This window comes from Sulfitobacter sp. IGS-18, from assembly GCF_059628195.1.
This window is the reverse complement of record NZ_JCAQIH010000003.1, coordinates 348,947-361,441: the sequence shown is the minus strand read 5'-3', so window position 1 is coordinate 361,441 and position 12,495 is coordinate 348,947. Positions and strand designations below refer to the sequence as shown.

The window sequence follows — 12,495 nt, the reverse complement described above, 5'->3', positions numbered from 1 at the left end:
GGAGGGGCGGTTTTGATCCTGGCTATTCTACGTGTCATCGGCCGCAGGCTTTTGGCGATTGTGCCGGTCTTTGCGGTTGTGACGGCGTTGATTTTCGGCGCGCTGCGGATCTTGCCGGTCGATCCTGCACAGATGTCTTTGCCGCCGTCGGCGACCATCGAACAGGTGGAGGCCAAACGCGAGGCGATGGGGCTGAACCGCCCCGTCTGGGAGCAATATGCGATCTGGGCCAAAGGTGCGGTGGCAGGCGATCTGGGCGAATCCTCGCAATACCGCATGTCGACCGTCGATGTGGTTCTGGAACGTCTGCCCGCGACCATCGAACTGGTGGTCAGCGCGCTGATCTTTGCGGTTTGCGTGGGCATGGCGGGCGGGTTGCTGATTTTCACCGCGCGCGGGACGGTCTTTGAATCGGTCGGGCTGGTTGTCACCTCGGCGGTCATGGCCCTGCCCGATTTCCTGCTGGCGCTGCTTTTCATCCTGCTTTTTGGCGTTCTGATCCCGATCTTTCCGGTGAACGGACGATTGGACCCGGGCATGCAGGTGCCATCGCATACCGGATTCCTGCTGATTGATGCGATGCTGACCGGGGATTTCAGCATATTCATCAGTGCCGTTGAACATATCGCCTTGCCGGTCATGGCTCTGGGGTTGGCATTTTCCCCGACCATTGTGCGGGTGCTGCACGCCAGCCTGATCAACACCTATCAGCAAAGCTATATCCTGCAGGCCCGCCTGCGCGGACTGAACAACCGCGAGATCCTGTTTGGTCAGGCCCTCAAGAACGCCATTCTGCCGGTTGTCATTCTGGTGGGAACGCAGTTCGGCGGGTTGTTTGGCGGCACGCTGCTGGTCGAGATGATCTTTTCCTTCCCCGGGCTGGGCAATCTGATGGTCAAGGCGATGCAGCTGGCTGACCTGTCGGTGATCATGGCCATTGCGCTGATCTATTGCGCCACCACGCTGATTTTCAACTCTGTCGCGGATGCCCTGGCCTATCTGCTGAATCCGCGCCTGAGGAACGGATGATGGGCCGGAACTACCGCTTTGCCGATCTGGGCCTATACATCGGCGGCAGCTTTGCCACGCTGGTGCTGATCTGCGGGATATTTGCGCCCTGGATCGCGCCCTATCATCCGAACGATCAGGAACTGCTGTACATCCTTGCGCCCCCGGTCTGGGCGGACGGCGGGACGGCGGAACATCTGTTTGGCACCGACAGTCTGGGGCGCGATACCCTGTCGCGGCTGATCTATGGTGCGCGCACCGCGATGACCGTGGCGGTTGCCGCCTCCTTTGGTGCGATGCTGCTGGGGGCCTTCTTTGCCCATCTGGCGGGGTATTTCGGCGGCTGGGTCGACTGGATCATCAGCCGAACGGTCGAGGTCTGGCTGTCCTTTCCGCCGGTTGTCCTGTCGATGCTGCTGATCACGGGGCTTGGCATCGGGATCGACAAGGTGATCCTTGCCATCGTGCTGGTGGACTGGACCCGGTTCTGCCGCGTGTTGCGCAGCGAGGTTCAGGTGGTGCGGGGGCAGGATTATGTCGCCTTTGCACGGCTGATCGGCCTGTCGCACCCGCGTGTCATCATGAAAGAGATCTTTCCGGCGACCCTGCCGATGCTGATCACCCTGCTGAGCCTGCAAATGGGCATTTCGGTGGTGGTGGAGGCGATCCTGTCCTTTGTCGCCATGGGGGTGCCATCGGATGTGCCGGCCTGGGGGCAGATGATCGCGGATGCGAGGATTGACATGTATTACGCGCCCTGGGGGCTTGCCGTGCCGATCTTTGCCATCTTTCTCACGGCGTTGAGTTTCAATCTTCTGGGGGACGGGCTGCGGCGCAGGCTTGATCCGCGCCAGAGCGCCGAGCGGGGGGCCTGACAGATGACGGAACGACAGGTTCTTCGTATCCGGCACCTCGAAATCGCACTCAGGACCGGGCAGCGGATCCTGAACGGTGTGGAGCTGGGGATTCAGCCGGGGCGGATTCTGGGGGTGATCGGGGAATCCGGTGCGGGCAAGTCGATGATCGGCAGTGCCATCGCCGATACCCTGCCACGGGGGCTGGGCATTTCCGGGGGGTCGATCGAATTTGACGGGCTGACCCTGACGGATATGACCGCCCGGACCCGTCGCAGCCTGTTGGGCCGCGACATCGGGTTTATCCCGCAGGAGCCGATGAGCGCGCTGAACCCCAGCCTGACCATCGGCCATCAGATCTGTCACCACCTTGCCAGGATCGGCCTGCGAACCGCCAAGGTGCGCAGGGATCGGGCGGTTGAGCTGTTTGCCGAAGTCGGGCTGGACCGGCCGCAGGCGCTGCTGGACAATTATCCGCATCAGCTGTCGGGGGGGATGCTGCAGCGGGTCCTGATCGCGATGGCCTTTGCGTCGAACCCGCGTCTGGTGATTGCGGATGAGCCGACGACGGCACTGGATGTGACGATCCAGAAAAAGGTGGTCGAGCTGATTGCCCGCACGCGGGAGGCGCATGATACTTCGGTGCTGTTCATCACCCATGATCTGCAACTTGCGGCTGAGATCTGTGACGATGTTTCGGTGCTCTATGCCGGGCGGATAGTCGAGACGGGTGCCGCGCGTCGCATCATCAACGCGCCGCGGCATCCCTATTCCCGTTGTCTCAACCTGGCGACGCCAAACCTGAAGGGGCGCATGGCGCGGCTGATGATCCTGCCCGGGACGATGCCGGGGCCGGTGGAGCGGACCGGGATGAAGGGCTGCGAATTTGTCACCCGCTGCCCGACTGCGGAAGGGCTTTGTCGGACCGCCAGACCGCCACTGGCAGAGATTTCGCCCGGTGACTGGTCGGCCTGTCACTGGCCGGAACGTACCGGCACGGTTGCCGTGCCGAAGGCAGCGGATGCGGCGGAGGGTTTTGCCCTGGGCAGTGCCCCGGTGCTGCGGGCAAAGGGGCTTGGCAAGGCCTATCGCCAGCACGACTGGCTTGGCCGGGTGCGCGAAGTGCAGGCGCTGCGGAACCTGGATTTCGAGATTCGGGAAGGCGAGTTTGTCGGGATCGTGGGCGAGAGCGGGTCGGGGAAAAGCAGCCTGACCAAGATGATCGTGGGGCTGGAAGACGTGACCAGCGGTGTGCTGGAAGTGGCGGGTCTGGACCGGGCCACCGCGCCGCGCGCGGCGTTCTTTGACAAGGTTCAACTGGTCTTTCAGGACCCGCAATCGGCGCTCAACCCGCGCCGCAGGATTGCAAGCCTTGTCACCCAGGCGCTGGAGGGGCGGGCGCATGCCTTGTCGAAAGCGGATCAAAAGGCGCTGGTGACGGAGCTGCTGGGCAAGGTGATGCTGCCGCCCGACGTGGCCGGGCGGTTTCCGGATCAATTGTCAGGCGGGCAGAAGCAGCGGGTGAACATCGCGCGGGCGCTGTGTTCCAACCCGCGTCTGCTGATCGCGGATGAGATCGTTTCGGGGCTGGATGTATCGGTACAGGCGCAGATCCTGGAGCTGTTGCGGGCGCTGCGCCGGGAGGCAGGGTTTTCGCTGCTTCTGGTCTCGCATGACCTGGCCGTTGTCCGGCATGTCTGTGACCGGACATTGGTGATGTGCAAGGGCGAGATCGTGGAGCAGGGGCCGGTCGAGGAGGTCTTTTCAAACCCGCTGCACCCCTACACCCGCGAACTGGTTGCGGCGGCGCAGGGGGCGGGGATTGATGGCGGCCCCTAGGTCGTGTTGACATTCATTGTCGCCCACCCGTTTCAGTCCAAAATTGCTCAGTTCCAGGCAAGAGAGCGCAGGAATAGCCAGCTATTTCAAGCTCTCTTTGCGCGCCCCGCCTTGAAATTGAAGCGCCAATACCCTGCCGCGCTACGCGCTCTCGGGACATTGGCGAAGTGATTTACCTTAAAGTAAAGGCGGGACGCTGTAACGCAGAAATGGGCAATTTTGGCGAAACCCCTGCGGGGCGCGGCGGATTTTGCCTCTGCCCTCCCGGATGTTCGCTTCCAATGATCACATTGCTGCGCTCACATCAGGGCGCCAGCGGCAAAATCCGTCTCGCGCGGGTGGGCGACAATGAATGTCAACACGACCTAGCATTGCCGGGCAGACCAGATGCCTGCCTATCGGCGCGGGTGTCTGTGCGCAGAAGGTGCGGTTCCGGTCCATTTGTGCCAGGCGCGCCAGAAGGCGGTTGCATCGGCGTAGCCCAGGGCGTCAGCGACCTGCGCGACCTTTGCCTGCGGTTGTGACAGCAGCATCTGCGCCCGTTCGCGGCGCGTGGTTTCCAGCAGGGTGCGGAAACTTGTGCCTGCTTCTTTCAGGTGCCGTTGCAAACTGCGGGGCGTGGTCGACAATGCGCGGGCAGCGTGATCCACCGTGACGGGGGAAATGCCAAGGCTTGCGTGGATCACGGCGGTGACGGATTCACTGATGTTCTGCACCGGTGCGACCGCGCCGATGATCTCTTCCACATGGCGTTCCAGCGCGGCCAGCAGGGCCTGGTCTTCGGTGCGCACGTTGGTCAGGCATGCGCCCCTGTCGACGATGAAACGGTTGAAGGGTTGGGAAAACCGGACCGGGCAGCGAAAGAACCGTTCCAGCGGGCGCGGATCAGCGGGGCTGCCGTGTTCGAAATGAACCTCCTGCGGTGCCCATCTGGATTTGAAGTTGTCGCGCACGACCTGCACCAGCGACACCAGCGAACATTCCGCATCCTGGCGCCGGGGCCAGATGTTCGGATCCTTCAGGCGGTAGGTAAAGACCCAGGAGTCGCCCTGCTGAATCCATTGGGTCACAGCGCCGTCCTGCAGGGCATTGGCGTAACTTGCAAAGCGGGTGATTCCGGTTTCGATGTTTTCAGACAGGGACAGGACGATGCCGACGGGCCCCATGTCGCTGGCCGTCAGCTGCGCGCCGATGCGCGCGCCGATATTGTCGTTCCTTGTCTCAAGTGCGGCAGCTTCCAGAAATTCGACGAATTGCGGCAGGGGAATAGCGCCGTAAGGGTCGTTCAGCTGCGCAAAGGTGATGCCGGTCCGGTTCAACAGGGGCTGGGCCTTGGTGCCCGTGGCCTCGAACCGGGAGACCAGCGCCGTCAGGAAAGAGGCGCGGACCGAGGAGAACCGCGCAGTCGGCGGAAGGGTTTCACGTTTCATCGGGCCAGTCTTTCAGGTTTGGCGCATATTATCAGATTTCTGGCGTTTAACGCAATGGATCGTCGCATCCCATGCCGCCAGTCTGTTTCTCGACCCCGAAGAGCGGGAGCCAATAGACCGAAGCGGCCACACAGGTGCGGCGCCGCGGTGCACAGACTGGGAGAAGGCGCGATGCGCGACAATGAGAACTTCCTGCGCGAGCAGAACACACGGCATCAGTTTCATCCGATGACCCATCCGATCATGAGCGCAGAGCATCCGCCGCAGATCATCACCCATGGCGATGGCTGCTATGTCACGGATATCGACGGCACACGTCTGGTCGATGGTCTGGGCGGGTTGTGGAACGTGAATGTCGGCCATAACCGGGCGGAGGTGAAAGCCGCCATCACTGAACAGATGGACAGGATCAGCTATTATTCTTCCTTTGCAGGCACCGCCACGCCGCCCTCGATCGAGCTGTCGGCCAAGGTCTGCGAGATGGCGGCGGCGGAAGATGTCTCCAAGGTGATGTTTTCCGCCAACGGGTCGGATGCGGTGGAGACCGCGCTGAAACTGGCCCGCCAGTACTGGCAGCTTGAGGCGCAACCTCAGCGGACCAAGTTCTTGTCCCTGAAACAGGGGTATCACGGTGTGCATTTCGGCGGGATGTCGGTGAACGGCAATTCCTATTACCGCAGTGCCTATGAGCCGCTGCTGGCGGGCTGCTTTCACATCGACAGCCCCTGGACCTATCGCAATCCCTATTCCGAAGATCCCGAAACGCTGTGCGCGGCAATCATCACGCAGATTGAGCGCACGATCATGTTCCAGGGCGCGCATACCATTGCCGCCTTTATCGCGGAACCGGTGCAGGGGGCAGGGGGCGTCATCGTACCGCCCGCGTCGTTCTGGCCGGCGCTGCGTGCGCTTTGCGACAAATACGAAATCCTGCTGATTTCCGACGAGGTGGTCACCGGCTTTGGCCGTTCCGGTTCGATGTTCGGGGCGCGGGGCTGGGGCGTGAAGCCCGATATCATGTGTCTGGCCAAGGGGATCTCATCGGGCTACGTGCCTTTGGGTGCGACGACCCTCAACAAGCGGGTGGCGGATGCCTGGTACAAGGAATTCAGCCCGGAAGGCATGATCATGCACGGGTTCACCTCTTCCGGTCATCCGGTTGCCTGTGCCGCCGCGCTGGCCTGTCTGGACATTGTCGAGAAAGAGGATCTGCCGGGCAATGCGGCCCGCATGGGCAAGCGGCTGATCGAGGGTTTGCGGCCGCTGGCAGAGACATCTTCAATCGTTGGTGAAGTGCGCGGCAAGGGCCTGATGGTGGGGCTTGATTTCGTATCCGACAAGGAGGCGCGCACGCCGATGGACCCCGGCACCGGGGTGGTCGAACGCATCGCGACATTCGCGCGCGAAGAGGGCGCGATGGTCCGCCCTGCGGGCAATGTCATCATCCTGTCGCCGCCGCTGGTCATCGAAGAGGCGGAGATCGACATCATCACAGAGGCGCTGACCAAGGCCTGCGCCCGCTTTGAGGCAGAGAAATGACTGCGATGGCCCGGCCATCCTGACGATCCTTCTCCCCGATCCCGGCCCGTGTTCCTATCGGGTCGGGAACGGGGGTGAGGCAAGAAACCGAAGTCGAAGACCAGAAGAAAAACTCCCAGGATCGGGAGAAACAAACAACAGGGAAACCAGAACATGAACAAATTTGTACAAATCAGCCTGGCCGCTCTTGTATCGGCGCTGCCCTTTGCCGCTGCGGCAGAATACCCCGAAAAGCCGGTGGAATTCATCGTGCCCTGGCCGCCCGGTGATCTTGAAGACATCCTGACCCGGATGATCGCGGATGGGTTGCAGAAGAAATACGATGTGCCTGCGGCCGTGGTGAACAAGCCCGGTGGTGGCGGTGGCCCGTTTCCCGGCGCGGTCGAAGTGGCGCTGGCCCCGGCGGATGGTTACACCATCGGGTCTTTCGTGATCGACGTTCCGATGGTGGGGCCCTACATCGGCATCCCGCCGCTGGAGGGCAACCCGTTTGAGCCGGTGGGCATTTTCCTCAGCTATCCCTTTGTCCTGGCGGCATCTGGTGATGCGCCCTATTCCACGATGGAAGAACTGGCCGCCTACGCCCGTGAAAACGATGTGACGCTGGGACATTTCGGCGATGTCACCAGCCCGGCACGGCATACTCTGGCAATGGCCAAGGCGCTGGATTTTTCCTATTCGGCGGACACTGCTTTCGATGCGCTGGATTGCAACACGCTGGCCTCCGGCGATGTGGATGTGATCAACACCACGCTGCAGCTGATCCGGCCCTGCCTGGATGAGCTGAAGATCCTGATGAGCGTCACGAATGCGCGCATCCCGCTGTTGCCCGAGGTGCCGACCGCTGCCGAAATCTATCCCGAACTGGGGTTCTCGACCTGGAACGGCCTGTTCGTGCACGAGGATACCCCGCAGGAGGTGCGTGATGTCATCGCCGGGGTGGCGCAGGAAGTGCTGGCGTCAGATGCTGCCAAGAAGGTGGCGGAAGACACCGGGGCCGAAATCTATTGGCTTGGCTTCGATGCTTCCAATGAGCAGATGGAAAAAGACGCGGCCACGATGCAGCGGATCGCGGACTTCCTCGGAGAGTAAGGCAAGCGGGGCCGGCACTGAGGTGTCGGCCCGATCATATTGCGGAGACATGCAATGCAGCGGGTTCTGAATTTCCTCGCCCTGTTTCGTCGCGAGCGCAAGCCGGGTGATCTGATCTTTGCGGCGGGCTTTCTTGTTCTTGCTCTGGCCTGTCTTGTGGCGGTGCCCTGGCAGGCGCAGTTTCTGGGCAAGAAATCTCTGGTGGAGGAACCGGGGTTCTGGCCGACGGTTGGTGTTGTCATGATGGTGGTTTTCGGTGCCATCCACTTTGTCTGCACCTGGAACGCGCCCCGGCTGCCGGGGCGGTTGAAAGAGGTCATCGTCTGGGCGCGGTCCCTCGAATTCGTGGTCTGGTTCATTGTCTATGTCACCGCCGTGCCGGTGATCGGCTACCTGCCTGCGACGCTGCTGTTCGCGCTGCTTTTGACGCTTCGGGCCGGATACCGGTCCCTGCAGATGCTGGGAGCGGCGGCGGGGCTGGCGCTGGTGACGGTGCTTGTCTTCAAGACCGGGCTGGGCGTGAAGCTGCCTGCCGGTGCGGTCTATCAGTATCTGCCGGACGGCATCCGGTCTTTCGTCATGGTCAACTTCTAGGAGCGCGTCATGGAGACGATTATTCAGGCCGTTGAGCTGATGTTCAGCTGGCCGGTCCTTGTGGCGCTTCTGATCGGGTCGATCGGCGGCGTTGTGATCGGTGCCATCCCCGGTGTCGGGCCGGCGGTGGCGATTGCCATCCTCTTGCCCGCGACATTCTCGATGGAACCGCTTGTCGGCCTGACGTTGCTGCTGGGGATCTATGGCTCGTCCATGTATGGCGGTTCGCTGCCCGCGATCCTGATCAACACGCCGGGCACGGCGGTGAATGCGCTGACCACCTATGACGGCTACCCGATGACCAAGCGGGGCGAGGCGCTGCGCGCGCTTGGGCTGGCATATGGCGCGTCCTTTTTCGGGGCGGTCCTGTCGATCCTCATTCTGATCCTGCTGTCGCCGGTGCTGGCCAAGGTCGCGCCGATGTTCGGCTCGCGCGAGATTTTCCTGGCGGCGCTCCTGGGCATCATTCTGGTGATCATCGCGCACAAGGGGCAGATGGCGGCGGCCGGGATGCTGGCGGGTCTTGGCATCCTGTTGCAATCGGTCGGGATGGAGCCGGTCAATTATACCATGCGCTATACCTTCGGCCTGGACTGGCTGACATCGGGGCTGGATCTGATTGTTGTCGTGCTTGGGCTCTTTGCCCTCAGCCAGGCCTTTCAACTGATTGTCGAACCTGACAGCGCGCCGGATGCGCAGCCTGTGTCTGGGTCCATGTTCAGGGCCATGTGCGAGATCTGGAAATACCGGCGCACGGCGGCGACGGGTGGCGGGTTTGGCGTTCTGATGGGGATCATTCCGGGGGTGGGCGAATTTACCGCGCAATTCCTCAGCTACACCGCCGCGCGCAAACGGTCCAAGACGCCGGAAATGTTCGGGCGCGGCAGCCCGGAGGGGCTGGTTGCCTCTGAATCCGCGAACAACGCGGTGCCTGCTGCCGCGATGATCCCGCTGCTGGCCCTCGGCATTCCGGGCGAGGCGCTGACGGCGATGATGCTGTCGGTCTTCTATGTGCACAATGTCGTGCCGGGGCCGGGGCTGTTCCAGAACCAGCTCGATTTTGTCTACGCCCTCTATCTGTCGCTGCTCCTGCTCAATGTGATCGTGATCCTCTGGATGGTGGTGTCGTCCAATCTGCTGATCCGGATCATCCGCATCCCCACGCGCTTTCTGGGGATGGCGATCCTGGTGCTCAGCTTTGTCGGCGTCTATTCGCTGCGCAACTCCGCGATGGACTGCATGATTGCGGCGGGGTTCGGGGTGTTCGGCCTGATCCTGAAACGCCTGAACCTGCCCACGGTGCCGATCATCCTCGGCATGGTTCTGGGCGGGATCATGGAGGTCAAACTGCGCGCCTCGATGGGTCGGATCGACTCTCTGCTTGATTTCGTCAACCGCCCTATCGCGGCCCTGCTGGTGCTCGCCATCATTGTCATCGTTGGCCAAAGCATCCGGACCTCGATCCGTGATCTGCGCCCGCGGCACGAAGAATCCAACAAACCCCACCAGAACAAGGCCTGAAACAGGCCCATCACGAGGAGATATTTCATGCGTATCGGAATTCCGGATCAGGCCCCCAGTGGCATCAGTCCAGATGTGACAGCCTTTCTCAAGGCCCCGAAGATGCTGATCAACGGGCAAAGCGTTGGCGGTGAGGCGCCCGGCTTTGACGTCTTCAACCCGGCGGACGGATCGGTTCTGGCACAGGTTCCGACGGCATCGGAAGCCGATGTGGACCGCGCCGTGCTGGCCGCCAGGGCGGCGATGGCAGGCGCCTGGGGCGGGATGCCGGGCGCGGAGCGGACAAGGCTGATGCTGAGGCTTGCCGATCTGATCGAGGAGAACGGCGAGGAACTGGCACAGCTTGAAACGCTGGAAAACGGCAAGTCGATCATGCTGTCGCGTCTGGTCGAAGTGGCGTCCTCGGCTGAATATCTGCGGTACATGGCCGGTTGGGCCACCAAGATCCGGGGCGAGACCTTTGACGTGTCGATCGCCGTGCCGCCGGGGACGCGTTACACCGCCTATACCCGCAAGGAGCCGGTTGGCGTTGTCGCGGCGATCACGCCGTGGAACTTCCCGCTGAACATGTGTGTGTGGAAAGTGGCCCCGGCGCTGGCGGCGGGCTGTACCGTGGTGCTGAAACCGGCGGAGGAAACGCCGCTGACCTCGCTGCGTTTTGCGGAACTGGCGCGGGAGGCGGGCTTTCCCGATGGGGTGGTCAACGTCATCACCGGGGACGGGGCCACGGGCGCCGCGCTGGTGCAGCATCCCGGTGTGGACAAGATCACCTTTACCGGGTCGACCGAGGTCGGCAAGAAGATCGGCACCAAGGCGATGGAGACCGTCAAGCCGGTGACGCTGGAACTGGGCGGCAAGGCCCCGATGGTGTTCTTTGACGATATGGACCTGAACCTGCTGGGGCCCGCGACAGGCATCGGCATGTTCTTCAACTCGGGCCAGACCTGCTGTGCCGGGGCGCGCATCTATGTGCAGAAGGGCATTTATGAGGAAGCTGTGGCGACGCTCAAGGCGATTACATCGTCGCTGCCAATCGGGGATGGGATGAACCCTGCCAACCAGATCAATCCGGTGGTGTCGGCCAAACATTTTGATCATGTGAAGGGGATGATTGCCCGGGGTATCGCCGATGGGGCAACGCCCCTGCTGGACATCGCCGCACCGGGGCAGGGGTACTACGTGGCACCACAGCTTTTTGCGGATGCGCGTTCAGACACCGCGATCATGCAGGACGAGGTTTTTGGCCCGGTGGCAACGATTACCCCCTTCGAGACCGAAGAAGAGGCCATCGCGATGGCCAATGACACCCGCTACGGGCTTGGCGCGTCGCTTTGGACCCGCGACATCAACCGGGTGATGAAGCTGGTGCCGCAGGTGCAGGCCGGGACGGTCTGGGTCAACAGCCACAACATCCCCGATCAGAACATGCCTTTTGGCGGATTCAAGCAATCAGGCATCGGGCGGGAGCACGGAACAGGCGCCCTGGACAACTACCTTGAGACCAAATCGGTCTGTGTTGCCTATAGCTGAGGCGGCTCAGGTCCCGTTCACAATGGGTGGGCGGGGCCTGTGGCACCCATGATCTGACAACATGCTGACCGCGGCGTATCACAATCGGCGCGGTTTTCCTGAGCGACCTTTCAGAGGTCGTGAACGCGGATTTTCTTCAGCATCGCCTGCATCACTTCAACACAGACGGCCAGCTGCGCCGGGTCAATGCCATCGGTCATGTGATGATAGTTCGCGTTGACCAGCGGCGCCGTTTCCCTGAGCTTTTTGCGGCCCTTGGCGGTCAGTGAAACGCGGCGCACACGCTGGTCGGATGCGTCGATCTCGCGCTGCGCCAGGCCGGCTGTGACAAGCTGTTCGACCAGCCTGCTGACGGTGGATTGTTCTGTCACCGAAAGCACGGAGACTTCGTTTACCGTAAGTTGCTTATACGCGGCGAGGCAGGCCATGATCCGCATCGTCGCACCCTGGATACCAATGTTCTTGAGGTCGGCATCCTGTTTGACCTGCCAGCGATTGGTCAGCCGCGTCATGAGATAGGGCAGATACTGCGACAGTTGTTCCGGCGTTTTGAAGGGAAAGCCGAGGTCATCACTTTTCTTAGTCATTGTCTGTCGGAGCCTTGCCGCCTGGTTTCTTGATGATTGATTTCAGCATGGCGGTGGTTTCCGCAAGGTTCTTGGCGTCGAGATGCAGGAAACATTTTGCCAGGACGTCGGCGTGAACGGCCGCTGCTTCCTCGAACCGCTGGCGACCTGCGGGTGTCAGCACGGCGACAAAGGAGCGCCTGTCGTCAGCCGACATGGATTTGTCCACCAGTTCGTCCTTGCGCAGCCTGTTGACCAGGCCGGAGACGTTGCCGTTGCTGACCTTGAGCCTGGCCGAAAGCTCGCCCATGCTCAGACCGTCGGGGTAGCGGGCCAATTGTGCAAGCACATCGAATTTCGAAACGCTGATGCCCGTCTGCTCCTTGAGCTGCCGGTTCACTTCGGGATAGACGAAATTATAGACATCCAGCACGCTGAGCCAGAGCCGGGTGTCGTCCTTGCGGTGTTTTGAACTATCCTGAGCCGGGTCACGGGCCATCATCGATCTATCTGCATTTCCAT

Annotated in this window: 11 protein-coding genes; 8 read left to right on the top strand and 3 right to left on the bottom strand. The window is 61.8% G+C overall.

Annotation, left to right across the window (positions count from 1 at the left end):
* Nucleotides 1-12: 12 nt before the first annotated feature.
* From ACWNZ3_RS22320 to ACWNZ3_RS22310, 3 genes are read left to right on the top strand one after another with little or no spacing between them, the layout of a single operon-like run.
* Nucleotides 13-1,029 carry an ABC transporter permease gene (locus ACWNZ3_RS22320; protein ID WP_496902433.1) on the top strand — a complete coding sequence of 339 codons (1,017 nt, stop codon included), beginning with the start codon at nucleotides 13-15 and terminating at the stop codon, nucleotides 1,027-1,029.
* Nucleotides 1,029-1,883, top strand: coding sequence for an ABC transporter permease (locus ACWNZ3_RS22315; protein WP_496902432.1), 855 nt, complete (start codon nucleotides 1,029-1,031; stop codon nucleotides 1,881-1,883). Before ACWNZ3_RS22320 ends, ACWNZ3_RS22315 begins: the two co-directional genes overlap by 1 nt.
* 3 nt (nucleotides 1,884-1,886) lie before the next feature.
* The gene (locus tag ACWNZ3_RS22310) at nucleotides 1,887-3,701 is read left to right on the top strand and encodes a dipeptide ABC transporter ATP-binding protein (protein ID WP_496902431.1); all 1,815 of its coding nucleotides are present in this window, start codon (nucleotides 1,887-1,889) and stop codon (nucleotides 3,699-3,701) included.
* 395 nt (nucleotides 3,702-4,096) lie between these two features.
* Here the strand turns inward: ACWNZ3_RS22310 and ACWNZ3_RS22305 are convergent, their stop codons facing one another.
* Complete coding sequence (locus tag ACWNZ3_RS22305; protein ID WP_496902430.1) at nucleotides 4,097-5,131, bottom strand: AraC family transcriptional regulator; 1,035 nt, start codon at nucleotides 5,129-5,131, stop codon at nucleotides 4,097-4,099.
* Between the two features lie 171 nt (nucleotides 5,132-5,302).
* Between ACWNZ3_RS22305 and ACWNZ3_RS22300 the strand changes: the two genes are divergently transcribed.
* From ACWNZ3_RS22300 to ACWNZ3_RS22280, 5 genes are all read left to right on the top strand, one after another.
* Nucleotides 5,303-6,670: an aminotransferase class III-fold pyridoxal phosphate-dependent enzyme gene (locus ACWNZ3_RS22300; RefSeq protein ID WP_496902429.1), complete on the top strand. Its 1,368-nt coding sequence runs from the start codon at nucleotides 5,303-5,305 to the stop codon at nucleotides 6,668-6,670.
* Nucleotides 6,671-6,823: 153 nt separating this feature from the next.
* Nucleotides 6,824-7,762 carry a tripartite tricarboxylate transporter substrate binding protein gene (locus tag ACWNZ3_RS22295; protein WP_269365312.1) on the top strand — a complete coding sequence of 313 codons (939 nt, stop codon included), beginning with the start codon at nucleotides 6,824-6,826 and terminating at the stop codon, nucleotides 7,760-7,762.
* A 54-nt stretch (nucleotides 7,763-7,816) separates the two neighbouring features.
* A complete protein-coding gene (locus ACWNZ3_RS22290) occupies nucleotides 7,817-8,356 on the top strand; it encodes a tripartite tricarboxylate transporter TctB family protein (RefSeq protein WP_496902428.1) in 540 nt (179 codons plus the stop codon).
* 9 nt (nucleotides 8,357-8,365) lie between these two features.
* Nucleotides 8,366-9,877: a tripartite tricarboxylate transporter permease gene (locus tag ACWNZ3_RS22285; RefSeq protein WP_496902427.1), complete on the top strand. Its 1,512-nt coding sequence runs from the start codon at nucleotides 8,366-8,368 to the stop codon at nucleotides 9,875-9,877.
* A 27-nt stretch (nucleotides 9,878-9,904) separates the two neighbouring features.
* Nucleotides 9,905-11,407 carry an aldehyde dehydrogenase family protein gene (locus ACWNZ3_RS22280; RefSeq protein WP_496902426.1) on the top strand — a complete coding sequence of 501 codons (1,503 nt, stop codon included), beginning with the start codon at nucleotides 9,905-9,907 and terminating at the stop codon, nucleotides 11,405-11,407.
* A 110-nt stretch (nucleotides 11,408-11,517) separates the two neighbouring features.
* Here the strand turns inward: ACWNZ3_RS22280 and ACWNZ3_RS22275 are convergent, their stop codons facing one another.
* Both ACWNZ3_RS22275 and ACWNZ3_RS22270 read right to left on the bottom strand, forming a co-directional pair.
* Nucleotides 11,518-11,994, bottom strand: coding sequence for a MarR family winged helix-turn-helix transcriptional regulator (locus ACWNZ3_RS22275; protein WP_269365320.1), 477 nt, complete (start codon nucleotides 11,992-11,994; stop codon nucleotides 11,518-11,520).
* Nucleotides 11,987-12,472, bottom strand: coding sequence for a MarR family winged helix-turn-helix transcriptional regulator (locus tag ACWNZ3_RS22270; RefSeq protein WP_269365322.1), 486 nt, complete (start codon nucleotides 12,470-12,472; stop codon nucleotides 11,987-11,989). The genes ACWNZ3_RS22275 and ACWNZ3_RS22270 overlap by 8 nt, the downstream gene beginning before the upstream one ends.
* Between the last annotated feature and the right edge of the window lie 23 nt (nucleotides 12,473-12,495).